This is a genomic window from Jatrophihabitans sp. (assembly GCF_036389215.1).
GTDB lineage: Bacteria > Actinomycetota > Actinomycetes > Mycobacteriales > Jatrophihabitantaceae > Jatrophihabitans_A.
In genome coordinates this window covers 1-15,257 of the sequence record NZ_DASVQG010000165.1, presented here as the reverse complement: position 1 = coordinate 15,257, position 15,257 = coordinate 1, and the positions used below count along the sequence as shown (strand labels likewise).

The 15,257-nt window shown below is 69.0% G+C and carries 18 protein-coding genes; 4 read left to right on the top strand and 14 right to left on the bottom strand.

Annotated features, from left to right (window positions below; translation table 11 throughout):
* Nucleotides 1-160 precede the first annotated feature (160 nt).
* The 5 genes from VF542_RS08555 to VF542_RS08535 form a co-directional block, all read right to left on the bottom strand.
* Nucleotides 161-1,126 carry a hypothetical protein gene (locus VF542_RS08555; protein ID WP_408651275.1) on the bottom strand — a complete coding sequence of 322 codons (966 nt, stop codon included), beginning with the start codon at nucleotides 1,124-1,126 and terminating at the stop codon, nucleotides 161-163.
* 105 nt (nucleotides 1,127-1,231) lie between these two features.
* On the bottom strand, nucleotides 1,232-2,908 hold the full coding sequence (locus tag VF542_RS08550) for a Na+/H+ antiporter (RefSeq protein ID WP_408651274.1): 1,677 nt from the start codon (nucleotides 2,906-2,908) through the stop codon (nucleotides 1,232-1,234).
* Nucleotides 2,909-3,005: 97 nt separating this feature from the next.
* On the bottom strand, nucleotides 3,006-4,886 hold the full coding sequence (locus VF542_RS08545; RefSeq protein ID WP_408651273.1) for an AMP-binding protein: 1,881 nt from the start codon (nucleotides 4,884-4,886) through the stop codon (nucleotides 3,006-3,008).
* Entirely contained in the window at nucleotides 4,883-6,208 is a 1,326-nt protein-coding gene (locus VF542_RS08540; protein WP_408651272.1) for an MFS transporter, read from the bottom strand. The genes VF542_RS08545 and VF542_RS08540 overlap by 4 nt, the downstream gene beginning before the upstream one ends.
* 177 nt (nucleotides 6,209-6,385) lie before the next feature.
* A complete protein-coding gene (locus tag VF542_RS08535) occupies nucleotides 6,386-6,835 on the bottom strand; it encodes a nuclear transport factor 2 family protein (RefSeq protein WP_408651279.1) in 450 nt (149 codons plus the stop codon).
* Between the two features lie 628 nt (nucleotides 6,836-7,463).
* Here VF542_RS08535 and VF542_RS08530 point away from each other — a divergent pair.
* The 3 genes from VF542_RS08530 to VF542_RS08520 all read left to right on the top strand — a co-directional run bounded on the left by VF542_RS08530 (nucleotide 7,464) and on the right by VF542_RS08520 (nucleotide 8,936).
* The gene (locus tag VF542_RS08530; protein ID WP_408651271.1) at nucleotides 7,464-8,027 is read left to right on the top strand and encodes an AAA family ATPase; all 564 of its coding nucleotides are present in this window, start codon (nucleotides 7,464-7,466) and stop codon (nucleotides 8,025-8,027) included.
* A 289-nt stretch (nucleotides 8,028-8,316) separates the two neighbouring features.
* Nucleotides 8,317-8,559 carry an AbrB/MazE/SpoVT family DNA-binding domain-containing protein gene (locus tag VF542_RS08525; protein ID WP_408651270.1) on the top strand — a complete coding sequence of 81 codons (243 nt, stop codon included), beginning with the start codon at nucleotides 8,317-8,319 and terminating at the stop codon, nucleotides 8,557-8,559.
* Nucleotides 8,556-8,936, top strand: a complete 381-nt coding sequence (locus tag VF542_RS08520) for a type II toxin-antitoxin system VapC family toxin (RefSeq protein ID WP_408651269.1) — start codon at nucleotides 8,556-8,558, stop codon at nucleotides 8,934-8,936. The genes VF542_RS08525 and VF542_RS08520 overlap by 4 nt, the downstream gene beginning before the upstream one ends.
* Nucleotides 8,937-9,097: 161 nt before the next feature.
* Here the strand turns inward: VF542_RS08520 and VF542_RS08515 are convergent, their stop codons facing one another.
* Nucleotides 9,098-9,814 carry a hypothetical protein gene (locus VF542_RS08515; protein WP_408651268.1) on the bottom strand — a complete coding sequence of 239 codons (717 nt, stop codon included), beginning with the start codon at nucleotides 9,812-9,814 and terminating at the stop codon, nucleotides 9,098-9,100.
* Between the two features lie 302 nt (nucleotides 9,815-10,116).
* Between VF542_RS08515 and VF542_RS08510 the strand changes: the two genes are divergently transcribed.
* Nucleotides 10,117-10,479, top strand: coding sequence for a VOC family protein (locus VF542_RS08510; protein WP_408651278.1), 363 nt, complete (start codon nucleotides 10,117-10,119; stop codon nucleotides 10,477-10,479).
* Nucleotides 10,480-10,608: 129 nt separating this feature from the next.
* Here the strand turns inward: VF542_RS08510 and VF542_RS08505 are convergent, their stop codons facing one another.
* From VF542_RS08505 to VF542_RS08470, 8 genes are all read right to left on the bottom strand, one after another.
* Nucleotides 10,609-11,004: a DUF2550 family protein gene (locus VF542_RS08505; RefSeq protein ID WP_408651277.1), complete on the bottom strand. Its 396-nt coding sequence runs from the start codon at nucleotides 11,002-11,004 to the stop codon at nucleotides 10,609-10,611.
* A gap of 104 nt (nucleotides 11,005-11,108) precedes the next feature.
* Nucleotides 11,109-11,558 (bottom strand): lamin tail domain-containing protein, encoded by a 450-nt coding sequence (locus VF542_RS08500; RefSeq protein WP_408651267.1) that lies wholly within the window; start codon nucleotides 11,556-11,558, stop codon nucleotides 11,109-11,111.
* Nucleotides 11,559-11,694: 136 nt separating this feature from the next.
* Nucleotides 11,695-11,976: a type II toxin-antitoxin system RelE family toxin gene (locus tag VF542_RS08495; RefSeq protein WP_408651266.1), complete on the bottom strand. Its 282-nt coding sequence runs from the start codon at nucleotides 11,974-11,976 to the stop codon at nucleotides 11,695-11,697.
* Entirely contained in the window at nucleotides 11,973-12,251 is a 279-nt protein-coding gene (locus VF542_RS08490; protein ID WP_408651265.1) for a type II toxin-antitoxin system Phd/YefM family antitoxin, read from the bottom strand. The genes VF542_RS08495 and VF542_RS08490 overlap by 4 nt, the downstream gene beginning before the upstream one ends.
* 146 nt (nucleotides 12,252-12,397) lie before the next feature.
* Complete coding sequence (locus VF542_RS08485) at nucleotides 12,398-12,934, bottom strand: GNAT family N-acetyltransferase (protein ID WP_408651276.1); 537 nt, start codon at nucleotides 12,932-12,934, stop codon at nucleotides 12,398-12,400.
* Between the two features lie 105 nt (nucleotides 12,935-13,039).
* Nucleotides 13,040-14,059 (bottom strand): PAC2 family protein, encoded by a 1,020-nt coding sequence (locus VF542_RS08480; RefSeq protein WP_408651264.1) that lies wholly within the window; start codon nucleotides 14,057-14,059, stop codon nucleotides 13,040-13,042.
* Nucleotides 14,060-14,073: 14 nt separating this feature from the next.
* Nucleotides 14,074-14,718, bottom strand: coding sequence for a CoA transferase subunit B (locus tag VF542_RS08475; RefSeq protein ID WP_408651263.1), 645 nt, complete (start codon nucleotides 14,716-14,718; stop codon nucleotides 14,074-14,076).
* A gap of 4 nt (nucleotides 14,719-14,722) precedes the next feature.
* Nucleotides 14,723-15,257 (bottom strand): CoA transferase subunit A (locus tag VF542_RS08470; RefSeq protein WP_408651262.1); only part of this gene is annotated, 535 nt, incomplete at its 5' end.

Here is a 15,257-nt window from a genome sequence, read left to right as displayed (position 1 = left end):
CGATGACCCGGCGCTGAGCCGTGGCCGGGTGTGGTGGCCGATCGGTGGCCGCGTAGCAGGTGCCGCGGCGGCGAGTCCCCCGGCCTGGCGGCCAACGATCGAGGTCTCAGCGGCTCGGACTGGTCCTCCGGCTCAGCTCGGCTCGGCCCGGTCCTCCGGCTCAGCGTGGCGTGCGGTGAGTGGCCAGCATCGCCTCCAGGTCGCTGAGTTCGGCGCGCAGCTGTTCGGCCCGCTGCTCGGCGTGCCACCGGGCGGCCTGGTTGATCTCGGCCACCGCCTCGGCCAGGCCGGGCTGGCCCAGCAACTCCGCGACCGCGGTCACCACGCCGGGCGCGACCGGGACGCCCTTCATGATCGTCCGGGCCCCCCGGTTGGCGCTGACCGTCCAGGACGCCCCGGTGGAGCTGATGGTCACGCTGACCGCCGGAGCTGCCGGAGCCTTGCGGCGGCGGCCGGCGGTGCTGGTAGTGGCGTTGTCCGCCGTCGCGTTGCCCGCGGTGGTGGTGCCCGCGGTGGTGGTGCCCGCGGTGGTGGTGCCTGCGGTGGTGGTGCCTGCGGTGGTGGTGCCTGCCGTCGCCTGGCCGGCAGCGGTACCGGCTGATGCCGCCGAGCGCGGAGGCGCGGCGCCGGCCGGCGCAGCTGATTCGGGCGCAGGTGATGCCGGTGCGGGTGATGCCGGTGCGGGTGATGCCGATGCGGGTAGTTCGGGCGCAGGTGGATCGGGGGTGGCTCCGGGCTGAGCGGTTCGGGCGCGGCTGCCGGCCGATCCCGCGCGAGCCGACCCGGTCCGGGCAGCCGACCCGGTCCGAGCCGACGCGCCGCGAGCCGACCCACCACCAGCCGGCCTAGAGCTCGCGGCAGCCGGCCGCGTTCGGCTGCCGAGGCTCAGTTCGGCGGGCGCGAAGGCCAGCTCATCGGTGACGCCGTTCACCTTGACCCGGACGGTCAGGAAGTCCGGCCCGTCCACGGCCGGGTCCCCGATCCGGACGACCGAACCCGAGGCACCGGTCTCGAACTGCGGCCCGGACAGCGCCACCCGGGGCCGCCGGCCCTCGTCGACCTGGCCGCGCAGCCGGGCCACCTCGTCCTCGGTCAACCCGCTCGGCTTCTTGCGCCGTGGTGGCATCGTCGGTCCTCCTGCCTCGGGCAGGCCAGTGGGCTCGGGCCTGCCTGACACCGGAGTCTGCCATCGCGCGGCACAACCACCACAGGGCACCAGCCGGGCCGCCGGTCAGCGACCGTCCGCGGCGGGAAGCGCGGGCAGGCTGTACAGGTCGAGCCGGCGGACGAGCTTGTCCACCAGTTCCGGGTCCGCCCCGCGCTCGGACCGGGCGTTGAGCAGTTCCTCCCGCGCGGCGCCGAGCATCTGTTGCAGTCCCAGCAGGAAGTCGCCGCGGTCGGTGGCCCGGCCGGCATGCTGGCTGCGCTGGGAGTCGCCATCCAGCTGGGCGTTGAGCCGGGCAAGCATGTCGGTCGGGAACGCGTTCAGCCGGTCCCACACCTCGACGTTGAAGTCCACCTCGTCCTGCAGGCGGTTCAATGCCTCGGCTGCGGCATGGGCGGCCCGTTCGATCAGCGCCGCCTCGGTCTCCTCGTCGTCGCGCGCGCCGGCCCGCACCCCCAGCAGCCGCACCACGGTCGGCAGCGTCAGGCCTTGCAGTACCAGCGTCACCAGCACCACCGAGAAGGCGATGAACAGGATCCGGTCGCGGGCCGGGAACGGGGCGCCCGCGTCGGTGACGGGTGGGATGGCCAGCGCCAGCGCCACGGTGGCCACCCCGCGCATGCCGGCCCACCACACCACCACCGTCTCGCGCCAGCCGATCGGGACGTCGGTGTCACGCTGGCGCCGCAGCCGCCGGGTCGCGCTCCGGCCGCTGAGCGCGTCGTCGAGGGCACCGACCTGCAACCGCCGGTAGAACCGCCTGGCCAGCAGCACCGAGGGCAGCAGGTACAGCAGCCGCACCGCCACCACCACACCGACGACGGCCGCCGTCTCGCCGACCAGCGACGTCCAGCGCGCCCCGATCGCCTGGAACGCGGTCTGGAACTCCAGGCCCACCAGGCCGAAGGCGATCCCGGTGACCAGGGTCTCGGCCATCGACCAGAACACGTTGGTGGTCAACCGGCCCTGGGCGTCGGCGGGGTCGACCGGCCGGGACACCGAGTAGAGCGTGTACACCAGCACCGCCAGCACCCCGGAACCGTGCAGCTCCTCGGCCAGCACGTAGGTGGCGGTGGGCGCCAGCACCGACAGCAGCACCTGGGGTCGGGGGTCGGCGGAGCCCAGCAACCCGATCAGCCGGGTGAAGCCCCAGCCGGATGCGAAGCCGACCACCAGGGCCAGCACGGCGGCCAAGAGCAGCCGGGTCGCCGCCTGGCCCGGCGTGATCGAGCCGCCGATCACCGCGGCGATCGCCACCTGGTAGAGCACCAGCGCGGCCACGTCGTTGAACAGGCCCTCACCCTCGAGCATCGACACCAGCCGGCGGGGCAGGTGCAGCTTGCCGGCGATCGCGGTGGCCGCGACCGGGTCCGGCGGCGACACCAGGGCGCCGAGGGCCACCGCGCCGGCGAGTGAGATGCCGGGCACCACCGCGGACGCGACGTAGGCGACCGCGACGGTGGTCACCATGACCAGCGCGACCGCCAGCAGCAGGATCGGCCGGGCATTGGCGGCCCAGAACCGCCAGGACGTCTTTCGGGCGGCGGCGTACAGCAACGGCGGCAGCACCAGCGGCAGGATCAGATCGGGTTCGACATACACCTGCGGCACCTGCGGGATCGCGGCCAGCACGATGCCGAAGAGGGTGACCAGCACCGGCCAGGGCAGGTTGATCCTGGACGAGACCGGTATCAGCACAGCGGTCGCGAACAGGACGGCGGCCACCAGGGCGAGCTGCTCCATTGCTCACCTCCCGTCCGGAGAAACCAACTTACCGGTCGGAGCGTGGCGGCTCAGCCGTCGAGCGGGCCCACATCGGAGGTGGGCCCGCTGCCGGAGGTCACGTCGGGCGCAGCACCGGCCGCAGGGCGTCCAGGACGGCGACGTCCTCGATGGTGGAGGGCACCGTGGGCTCGCCGCCGTCGGCCAGCTGGCGCATCGTGGCGCGCAGGATCTTGCCCGACCGGGTCTTGGGCAACCCCGCGACGACGTCCACCCGCGACAGCGAGGCGATCGGGCCGACCTCGTCGCGCACCCGGGCGCTCAGCTCGGTGGCGAGCTGTTCCGCCGAGCCCTGCCAGCCGCTCTTGGTCACCACCAGGGCGCGTGGCACCTGGCCCTTCAGCGGGTCCTCGACACCGATCACGGCACACTCCGCGACGGCCGGGTGCTCGGCCAGTGCCGCCTCGATCTGCCCGGAGGACAGCCGGTGGCCGGCCACGTTCATCACGTCGTCGGTGCGCCCGAGCACGAACAGGTAGCCGTCGTCGTCGAGGTACCCGCCGTCGCCGGTCAGGTAGTAGCCCGGATGGGCCGACAGGTAGCTCTGGACGTAGCGCTGGTCATCGCCCCAGACCCCCTGGCTGGTGCCCGGCGGCAGCGGCAGCCGCAGGCAGATGGCGCCCTCCTCGCCGGCAGCCAGCTGCTGGCCGTCCGGGCCCAGGATCTGCACGTCGTAGCCCGGCACCGGCACCGTGGGGGAGCCCGGCTTGATCGGCATCGGCTCCAGCCCGCGCAGGTTCGCAGCGATCGGCCAGCCGGTCTCGGTCTGCCACCAGTGGTCCACCACCGGGACGCCGAGCCGGGCACTGGCCCACTCATACGTCGCCGGGTCCAGCCGCTCACCGGCCAGGAACAGCGTCTGCAGCGAGCTGAGGTCATACCGCTTCATCAGCTCGCCGTCCGGATCGTCACGTTTGACGGCCCGGATGGCGGTGGGGGAGGTGAACACCGTCTTGACCCGGTAGTCGGCTACCAGCCGCCAGAACGCCCCGGCGTCCGGGGTGCCGACCGGTTTGCCCTCGTAGAGCACGGTGGTGGCGCCGGTGAGCAGCGGGGCGTAGACGATGTAGGAGTGCCCGACCACCCAGCCGACGTCGCTGGCCGTCAGCATCACCTCGCCCGGGCCGACGTCGTAGACGTTCGCCATCGACCACCGCAGCGCCACCGCATGGCCGCCGTTGTCGCGCACGATGCCCTTGGGACGGCCGGTGGTCCCTGAGGTGTAGAGGATGTAGAGCGGGTCGGTGGCGTTGAGTTCGACGCACTCGGCCGGAGCGATCAGCTGCGACCTCATCAGGTCCTGCCAGTCCAGGTCGAGGTCGGTCAGGGGTGCCCGCAGCTGCGGGCGTTGCAGGATGAGGCAGCTGTCCGGCTGGTGGTGGGCCAGTTCCAGGGCCCGGTCGAGCAGCGGCTTGTACTCGACCAGCCGGCTGGGTTCGATGCCGCAGGACGCCGAGACGATCACCTTGGGCCTGGCGTCCTCGATCCGGGCGGCCAGTTCGTTGGCCGCGAAGCCGCCGAACACCACCGAGTGCACCGCGCCGATCCGGGCGCAGCCGAGCATGGCGATGACGGCCTCGGGCACCATCGGCAGGTAGATCAGCACCCGGTCGCCCTTGTCGACGCCGAGCGCCCGGAGCACGCCGGCGAACTTCGCGGCCAGCTCGGTGAGCTCGGTGTAGCTGTACTCCTTGCGGGTACCGGTGACCGGTGAGTCATAGATCAGGGCTGCCTGCTCGCCGCGGCCGGCCACCACGTGCCGGTCCAGGGCGTTGAAGCAGGTGTTGAGCGTGCCGTCGGGAAACCACCGGTAGAACGGGGCGTTCGTGTCGTCCAGCACCTGTGCGGGCTTGTGGATCCAGGTGATCGCGGTGGCCGCCCGGGACCAGAACCGGTCAGGATCGGTCAGGCTCAGCCGGTAGTCCGCCGCGTAGCTCATGTAGCGGATAGTGCCCCAACCATTGCGTCTTCGCTACGTCGGTGGATCGTGAAGAAGGCCAGGGCGGCGATGACGCACAGGAAGCCGGCGGTGAGCCAGGCGATCCGGTAGTCACCGGTCTGCTCGCGGACCGCGCCGGCGAAGGACGCGGCGAGCCCCGCGCCGACCATGTGCGAGGCGAACACCCAGCCGAACACCATGCCGGACTTCTCCAGCCCGAAGTGCTCGCGGCACAGGGCGACGGTGGGCGGCACGGTGGCCACCCAGTCCAGGCCGTAGAAGACGATGAACAGGAACAGCGGCGGGCTGACGGTCGAGCCGAGCACGGACGGCACGATCAGCAGCGACAGCCCGCGCAGGCCGTAGTAGGTCAGCAGCAGGTTGCGCGGATCGACCCGGTCGGTGAGCCAGCCGGAGCCGATGGTGCCGATGATGTCGAAGATGCCGATCAGGGCGAGCAGGTTGGCGGCGGTGGTCGGCGGGATGCCGTGGTCGTGGGCGGCCGGGATGAAGTGCGAGGCGACCAGGCCGTTGGTGGACCAGCCGCAGATGAAGAAGGTTCCCACCAGCACCCAGAACGTCCAGCTGCGCGATGACTCGGTCAGCGTGTCGATCGCGGCCCGGGCCGGGTTCTTGCGCGAGCTGGCCGGCGGCGCCCAGTCCGGCTCGGCGCCGTAGGGGGTCAACCCGACACTGGCGGGGGAGTCGGCGAGCAGCCACAGCACGAACGGCACCAGCAGCAGCGAGAACGCGGCGACCACGAACACCGCGGTGCGCCAGCCGTGGTGGTTGATCAGGTAGGCGAGCACCGGCAGGAAGACCAGCTGGCCGGTGGAGGATGCCGCCGAGAAGATGCCGACGACCAGGCCGCGGTTGGTGACGAACCATCGGTCGGCGATGATCGCGCCGAAGACCAGGGCCATCGAGCCGGTGCCGATCCCGATGGCGAAACCCCAGGCCAGCACCAGCTGCCAGGACTGGGACATCACGGTGGTGGCCAGGCAGCCGAGGGCGACCAGGCTGAGGGCCAGGCCGACCATCCGCCGGATGCCGAAGCGCTGCATGAGGGCGGCGGCGAACGGGGCGGTCAGGCCGTAGACGACCAGGTTGACGGTGATCGCGAACGAGGTGGTGGACCGGCTCCAGTCGAACTGGTGCTCGATCGGCTCGATCAGCGCCCCGGTGCTGGACCGGAAGGCCGCGGTGGCGATCAGCGCGAAGAACGTGATGGCCGCGACCGCCCAGGCCCGGTGCAGCCGGACGCGTTGGCGTTCGGCCGGGTCCGGCTCCAGCTGCTCGGCTGACTGCTCAGCGGTGGTCACGGGGTCATTCTGCCGGGTCGCGGGCGATGCCAGTCAGGATATTTGCGGTCCGATCCGGTGCAGATCCTGCCGGGCTGCCGGGGGCCTGTCGCACGGTCGCCTGTCTCATGGTCGCGTGTGGCATGGTCGCGTGTGGCACGGTGGCACGGTGGCCGGTCGCACGGGTGGGCTGCCGCATCAGAACATCCCGTTGCCGTGAGCGAAGGTCTCGGGAATGACCTGCAGGGCGTCCCAGTGCTCGACGATCTTGCCGGTGGCGTCGAACCGGAAGATGTCGATCCCGGCGTACTCGTGGTCACCCGGCCAGCTCTGGTGACAGTGCAGCACGACGTAGTCGCCGTCGGCGAGGACCTTCTTGAACTCGACGCGCTTGCCGGGAAATTCGGCAGCCATTCGTTCGAAGTAGGAGATGAAACCTTCGGGGCCGTCGACGACGTGCGGGTTGTGCTGGATGTAGGTGCGCCCGTCGGTGTACCGGGCGATGGCCTCGGCCGGCTGGCACTGGTTGAACATCAGGTCGTAGAACGCGACCGCGTTGGCCTTGTTGCGCTCGGTCGCGGTGGCCTCGGTGTCGGTCGGTTCGGTGTTGGTGCGTTCGGTGTCGGTGGGCTCAGCGCCGGTCGGCACAGTGTCGGTCGGCACAGTGTCGGTCGGCTGGCCGTCGGTCATAGCAGGCCCGCGGTCAGCTCGGCGGCGAAGCACCTGGGGTAGCCGACGACTATGGACATGCGTAGCTCTCCTTCTGGCGATGGGCACAGCCTCTGGCGATCGGCCGAGCCGTGCCACATGCCTCAGCTCACCTGGTTCCAAGAGCCGGTTGGTCGCCGACATTCCCAGAGGCTGCGCTCATGGCCGGCTGGGGCGGTGGTTGCGTCTGGGTGTTCGGGTGGGGTCGATCTAAGTTGGCGGGCATCCACGCCGGCAGACCGTCGAGCAGCTGACAGCGCCAGCCTGCTGCGTCGAAGTTGCGGTGATGGTTGTGGCACAAGCAGGGTGAGATTGCCAAGGCTGGTCTGTCAAGCTGCCCCTTGTGACGACAAATGCGTGCGGCGAGGGTCAAGCGTGGAAGCCCATCACACGCTTTCTCTGTCAGGAGGTCTCAAGGACAACGGAAATCTGGATCAAACCCATCATCTGTATGACTGGAACCGGACTAACAAGCGTCCGACCAGCATGTCGTTCTGGCACCGCTTTGCGCGGTGGCGGACCGGGGTGGCAGCCTCTCACCATGTCGACGGGTTCAGGGACAGGCTGCGTGATCGTCACGGGAATGCCCGGCGCGGGCAAGACCACGATCACGGATCTCGTGGGACGACGACTGCCGCGGGCCGCGCAGGTGGGTGGCGACACGGTGAACGAAATGATCCGGACGGGCTTTGTCTGGTTCATGGGACAGCCAGCGAATGAGGCCCTACGCCAGGACGAGTTGTGCAACCGGAACATGTGTGCCCTCGCCAACAACTTCGTTGACTTTGGCTTCACTGTCCTGATGGACACGGTGTTGGCAGACCGTGCTGAGCTCGACTTCTTCATCGCCCTGATGTCGCCGCGGCCGGTGCGCCTCGTGGTGCTCGCGCCCGGGATCGACGTGTGCAAGCAGCGCAACGCGAGTCGCGATCCTGAGGACCGGTTCGACTTCGACGGCTATGAGCGCCTACAAGCCGACATGCAGCGGGAGTTCAGTGACATCGGCTGGTGGTTGGACACAGCTGAGATGACTGCGGGAGAGACGGCTGACGTGATCGCCGAGGGACTCGATGACCATGCGGAGATCCTCGCGCCCGGTTGGAATGCCTGGCTCCGGAAGCTGCATGGCTAGTAACCGGCGTTACACGGCCCCGGTCACATGTGGAAGTGCCAACTGCGGGACGCTCTCGCCGCGGTTGCCGGGCAGGGAGCGGAACCCCTGGCCTCAGCTTGCGCCGCTGGTCCTAGCCAACGGCTTAGCCTGACTGAGCCCGAGAACATCGCCTCCAAGCAGCAGTGGATGCCTTAACAACTGGTGAGGTTGCCGAGGTCGGTGGAGTGACCGCAGGCTCAGGAAAGCGGATGTCGTTGACGGTAGAAACGTCGTGGCACGTTCGTCGTAACCGTGGCATGATGCATTCATGCATGCCACGCTGGTGCTCGGGAAACAAGGCCGCCTGGTGATACCCGCCGAGGTGCGGACGGCACTCGGGTTGAGCGCGGGCGATCGGCTGCATTTACATGTATCCGGCCCGCGATTGGTGCTCGAACGCCAGCAGGATGCCGTCGCCGAGCTGCGCCAGCTCGGCGCCGGACTACCCAAAGGGCGATCCCTCGTCGATGAGCTGCTGGCCGAACGCCGCCTCGCTGCCTCGACCGAATGACGGTCCTGGACGCATCCGCGATCCTGGCCCTGGTGCAGGACGAACCAGGCGCTGACCTGGTCGCCGCCAGCCTTGACTCAGGGATCCTCGGTGCCGCGAACCTCGCCGAAGTCATCGGCAAGCTTGTCGACGCTGATATCGAGGTTGTTCGCGTGCGAGAACTCCTCGCTGCCGCCGGCGTGACAATCGCGCCGGTTCTTGAGCAGGACGCCGAGCTGGCCGGTGCCATGCGCTCGTTGTCTGGTGGTCGCTCACTTTCGCTCGGGGATCGCTGTTGCCTGGCTCTGACGGTGCGCAGTGACTCTCCGGAGGTGCTGACGGCCCATCGCGCGTGGGCTGAACTCGATCTGCCGATCCGGGTTCGACTGCTCCGATAGCCGTACGAGGCTCACGGCTCGGGCCGCGAGGCGAAGAGGATTCCGAGGAACACGACGATGCCGGCGGGTTGACGCGCAGCAGGTCGGCATCCCGAGCGCTCCGACTTGCTGCCCAGCCAGGCACGGGACGGGCGCCTCTAGGGAGCCGGCTCAGCTCTCGATCAGACGTTGGCACGGCTTACTGCCCATCGCCCCGACGGCAGATCCATGGACCAGATTGCCTGCCGCAACGTCGGGTAACCGAGGACCATCGTGAAGGGCTCGGGGAGATGTCCGATGGCCACGCGATGGCTTGAGAAGTAGACATCCGCAATCCCATAGCCCTCCATGCGGCAGACGTCCGTGACCGCCGTGGCCCCCAGGGCGTCGGTTCCGCTGGCGCTGCCCAGCGCGGTGAACAGCTCGGGATGCGACGTCACCAGCTCTCGATCGACCACCGTGATATCGGCACCGGTATCCCACAGAGCCCGGACCACCCTTCCTCCGGGCAGGACCACCGGCAGGTAGCAATGCCCCCGCGGGCCGCGCTCGAGGGGCAGGTTGGCTGCCAGCTCTCCGGTCACTGTCGTGTGGAGGGTCGCCGCCGGGCCGTCGAGCAGGAGTCCGTGATCACCGAGGACGTCCAGCCCCAGCAGCGAACGCGCACCGGCACCGCCGGAGCGGAGCCGGTGGACAGTGCGACCTCCGGCAGTGAGGCCGGGCACGGTGAGGTCTGAGAGGACTACCAGCTCGACAGGGGCGCGGCCGAAGAGACCCTCGGTCGTGTCCTCACCGACCACCAAGGCGGGAATCAGAGCACCGGGGTCCACGATCTGCGTCGTGGCACCCCCCGAATCCAGCACGAACCGATGCGGTGTTCCGGACACCGTCCCGTCCACACAGAGGACGGCACACTCGTCGAATTCCTCATCTGGTTCTACCCGCAGGACAACTGGCATCACTCAGCCAGCATCGCACTGCGCCCGTGGCTGGCACGGCTGCCGTGAGGCGGTGGTGTCCGTCGGGCATGGTTGGACGACAGTGCATCTCCCCAATCGGCGCCAGGGGCTCTGACAACGACCGGCCGACGTGCTGATATCGGTGTGCCACTGACCCGCGCGCACAGCGGCATCAGTTGCCCACTGGACACGAAAGAGCCTGCTACGACAGGGTGGGAAGCGTGCGATCTCGAACGAAGGGAATGTGGTGGGGAACCGCGATCGAAGCGCCCGACCCCGGTGCCCTGGCCAGGTTCTACTCCGCGCTGCTGGGCTGGCCCATCGGGCACGAGGAACCGGGAACCGCCATCCTCGCCGCTCCTGAGGGTCCGATCTATCTGGTGTTCCAGCAGGCGAGCGGCTACCAGCCACCCCTGTGGCCACCGGTCGACGGAGAGCAGCGAGCGATGATGCACTTCGACTTCCAGGTCGGTGACCTCGACTCCGCGGTCGCCGAGGCCCTCGCCCTGGGCGCCACGCTGGCTGAGACCCAACCGCAGCAGCACATGCGGGTGCTCCTGGATCCCGCCGGGCATCCCTTCTGCCTCTGCCGCGACGACGGCTGAGGCGAAGGCCTGCCCATCGGCGCGCCTGCTCATCGGCACGCCTGCTCATCGGCACGCCTGCCCATCGGCGTCTGCTCATCGCACGCTGGGTCAGTCCTACCGAATGGAACGTCCTATTCAACCCCCGCCTCAGCAAGCAAGTCGTGCGATGAGGGATGTGATGTCGGACGCCCTGGCCGCCAACGACACAGGACCGTCCGAAGTGCGCAACTCGATGACATGCAGGCCTGGATTGATGAACCAGGCTTCCCGAAGGCGCGGGTGCACCCCGGTGTCTGGGGTAGTTGAGCTCACCAAGAACGATCGTGGACTTCCCAGGGGCGTCCGCACTCCTATCGAACCGCGACGCGGTCGGAATGTCAGCTCATGGGAACTGGCTGTCGCTACGCCGTGCTGCCACTTGCCACCTGGTTCAGCGGCGCTCGTGTCGAGCGGCCTGACGGCACATTCGACCTCGCCTCGGCTGGCATGCCTGCGGGATATGGCCCGTCTGACGATCACTGATATCGGTATCTGGACCAACATCACGGCGGCGAAGACCAGGATGAGGTGCACGGGCTAGTTATACCGAACCGAGCTGGCCTGCACGTCCAGCGAGCAAGACCCCGCCAGGTGAAGGAGCGGGAGGCTCAGCAGTAGACGTAGCTGCTCACGATTCCCCACGAGCACGAATCCCTCAGCGTTCCCACGCTGTTCTTGAGGTAGGCGGTGTCACCGGTGTTGTTCCAGATGTAGGCCCTGGAGCCCCAGTACAGGTTGGTGCTGGTATTCGTTCCCGAGCCGGTGTGCAGCGTGACCGACGCGCGGGGCCTGAGCACGAAGGTCCGGAACCGGTAGACGTGGGCGGACCGGTCGGAGATCGTGTAACCCGTCAGCGTGTAGGACGCCGTGTAGCTGGAATTGCTGATCACGACGTACTCGCCGTTGAGGCTGTAGTTCGTCCCCGTGTCGCTGCCGGGCGAATTCACGTAAGCCTTGCTGAAATGCAACGTCGGGTTGGTGGCCTCGGCGGGCCCGGCACCGAACAGCACGGCAGTGAGGCTCAACACCGTCGCGGCGGCGAGCAGGCGTACGCGCATCGAAGTTCCTTTGGATAGGTCTGAAGACGGCCGGTGCCCGCGTAAAAATAAAACGCGACTATACAAGGACTTTATACACCATGTAGCCATGGCATTGGCCCCTGCAATCATCTTCAAGCCGATCAATCGAGCCTGCCTACGGGCTGCGATAGGCGTCGCTTCGATGGACCACCGCCAGCACCGTGACCGTGCCCTGCTCGTCGTCGATGCGGTAGATGACCCGGTAGGTGCCGCGCCGGGCGCTGTGCCGGTCGGCCATCGGCGGGTGCAGTCGCTTGCCTATGCGGTGCGGGTTGTCCAGGAGTGGGCCGACGACGAGGTCGTACGCGGCGATCGCGACGGCTTCCGGTAGGAACTCCGCGAGCTGACGGCGGGCGGTCGGGGCGATGACCAGCCGGTACCTGCCGGCCGAACTCACGTACGCCGTCGCCGCATCGCCTGGGCCAGCTGCTCCTCGGACTCACCCAGACCCCGCGCAAGCTCTGACTCAGCCTCGGCAAGCTGCTTCATGGCCTCAGAGTCTGACAGGATCGCGATGGTTTCTTCGAGTGATTCCAGATCTTCGACCGCGAGGAGCACGGCGGACGGACGGCCGTGCACCGTGACGGTCACCCGCTCATGGTGGGTGCTGACCCGGCTCACCAGCTCGGACAGGTGCGATTTGACCTCGGCGAGCGGCAGCGGCGTAGTCATGGTCATAACTATGACTACAACCTGTGTCAGTGTCGAGCCAGGAGCAGATTTGCTACCTGCGCGACTGCGCCGTTACCGGTGGATTAGTGGCGTGAGTGACTGCAGTGACGCATGTGACTGGGACACGCGGGTGACTCCGCTCCAGGTCAGGAGTGTCCGGTGCCGGTCGCGGCGAACGCCGGCGGGTAGACCAGCCGGCCGCGGACCCGAGGGTCGTAGGCCGGCAGCGGACACACCATTCCCGCCTCCGGCGCCGCCCAGTCGGGCAGCGTGATCTGGATGCCGAACGTGCGGGAGTCCCGGAACCCGAACCTCGGGTAGTACCGGGGGCTGCCTTCCAGAACCACCAACTGCTCACCGAGCCGCGCGGCCTCGGCCAGGGCCGCCGGCACCAGGGCGGAGCCGATGCCACGGCCTTGCAGCGCCGGAGCCACCGCCAGCGGCGACAGGGTGAGAACCTGGTGCCGCTCGCCGGAATCGCCGACCAGCTCGGCATGGCTCACCATCACGAAGCCGGCAACCTCACCGGCCACCCGCGCGACCAGTGCCAACTCGGGCAGGTACTCCGGCGAGGCACGGATCAGCTCGACCAGGTCGGCGACGCGCGGCTGGTCGACGAAGGCAGCGAGCACTACCGCCCGGATGGCCGCGTGGTCGGCGGGCCGCTCCGGCTCGATGACCATGTTCACCCGTGCATTGTCAGGTGAACCGCTGATGCCTGGCCAATGAATAAGGGCCGGACGAACAAGGCAACGTGAATTGTGGAGGTGAACCACTCAGGCCAGCGGTCAAGCCCGTGGCTCGTCCCTGGACCCGGGCTCCCCGGAATCGGGCTCCCCGGACCCGGGCTCCCCGGACCCGGGCTCCCCGGACCCGGGTTCCCCGGAACCGGGCTCCCCGGACCCGGGTTCCCCGGGGTCTTCCTGCTGCAGCAGGTACTGCTCGAACTCCGCGCCGATCTCGTCCGCGGTCGGCAGCCGGGCGCCCTCGGCGACCAGCCCGCGGCTGCGGCCGGCGACGATCTCGTCGTACTGCAGCTCCAGTGCCCGCACCACGGCCGAGATCTGTTCCGACGCCGCCACCTTGACGTCCAGGTCGCTCCGGCTCGCCGCCGCGGCCTCCTGCAACGCCTCGGTCGGCAGCACCAGGCCGGCCGCCTTCGCCACGCACTCGACCAGGGTCAGCGCGGCGGCCGGGTAGTCCAGGTGAGCCAGGTAATGCGGCACGTTCACCGCGAAGCCGGTCGAGTCCACCCCTGACTCGCTCAGCCGGAACTCGATCAAATGCCCGGCGCTGGCCGGAACCTGAACCGTGCCGAGCCAGTTGCTGTACTCGCTCACCAGCTCCGGCGAGCTGCCGCGGGCGATCACCGTGGATGGCCGGCTGTGCGGCACGCCCATCGGGATCGCGTCCAGCGCGATCACCAACCGGACCCCGAGCCGCCGCACGATCATGTCGACAGCCGCGGCGAACCGCTCCCATTGCATGTCGGGTTCCGCCCCTGCCAGCAGCAGGAAGTCGGTGCCGGCCGAGTCGCGGACCGCGTGCAGCTTCAGCTCCGGCGGGGTGAAACTCTCCCAGTGGTCGGTGACGAACAGCATCTCCGGACGCCGGCCCCGGTAGTCGAAGACCTGGTCGATGTCGAAGGTGGCGATGACCTGGGACTCCAGCACGCCGAGCAGGTGGGTCCGGGCCAGCTGGGCGGCGTTGCCTGCGTCGATGAAGCCGTCCAGCGCCAGCACCAGCACCGGCCGGTCGAGTTCGGGCAGCTCCTCGATCAGGGAGAACAGCCCAGCCGGGTCCAGCATCGTCTCCGACCGCCTCAGCCGGAGGTCAGCGCGACGGTGAGCTCGGGCTCGGTGGCCGCCCGCACCTCGTCGACGGTCACGCCGGGCGCCAGCTCCCGCAGCACCAGCCCCTCGGGCCGGACGTCGATCACCGCCAGGTCGGTGATGATGTGGTGCACGCAGGCGGCGCCGGTGAGCGGCAGCGAGCACTCGTTGACCACCTTGGGGCTGCCGTCGCGGGCCAGATGCTCCATCATCACGATCACCTTCTTCGCCCCGTGCACCAGATCCATCGCACCGCCCATCCCCTTAATCATCTTTCCAGGAATGGTCCAGTTCGCCAGGTCGCCGTTTGCCGCGACCTGCATCGCGCCGAGCACCGCCACGTCGATGTGCCCGCCGCGGATCATCCCGAACGAGAGCGCCGAATCGAAGAAGGACGCCCCGGGCAGCACCGTGACGGTCTCCTTGCCGGCGTTGATCAGATCGGCGTCCACCTCGCTCTCCAGCGGGTACGGGCCGACGCCGAGGATGCCGTTCTCGCTCTGCAGCACCACCGTGATCGACGGGTCGACGAAGTTGGGCACCAGCGTCGGCAGCCCGATGCCCAGGTTGACGTACTGGCCGTCGTGCAGCTCGCGGGCCACCCGGGCGGCAAGGTCGTTGCGGTTGAGCGCCATGAGATCAGCCCGCGCTTTCCGGTCGTCCTACTTCGGGTGCGGATGCGGGCTGCCCGGCTTCGTCACCGGCACCCGAGCGGGTGTCGTCCGGCTGCTGGCGCACGGTGCGCTTCTCGATCAGCTTGCCGGCCTCGCCCACCTCGACGACCCGCTGCACGAACACCCCCGGCGTGTGCACCTGCTCAGGATCCAGCTCGCCGAGCTCGACGAGCTCCTCCACCTCGGCGATGGTGATCCGCCCGGCCATCGCGCACAGCGGGTTGAAGTTGCGGGCCGAGGCGTCGTAGCTGAGGTTGCCGTGCCGGTCGCCGCGGGCCGCGCGGACCAGCGCGAAGTCGGTGACGATGCCCTCTTCGAGCACGTACTGCTGGCCGTTGAACTCCCGGGTCTCCTTCGGCGGGGAGGCCAGCGCGATGGTGCCGTCGGGGTGGTAGCGCCACGGCAGGCCACCGTCGGCGATCATGGTGCCCACCCCGGCCGGGGTGTAGAACGCCGGGATCCCGGAGCCACCGGCCCGCAGCCGCTCGGCCAGGGTGCCC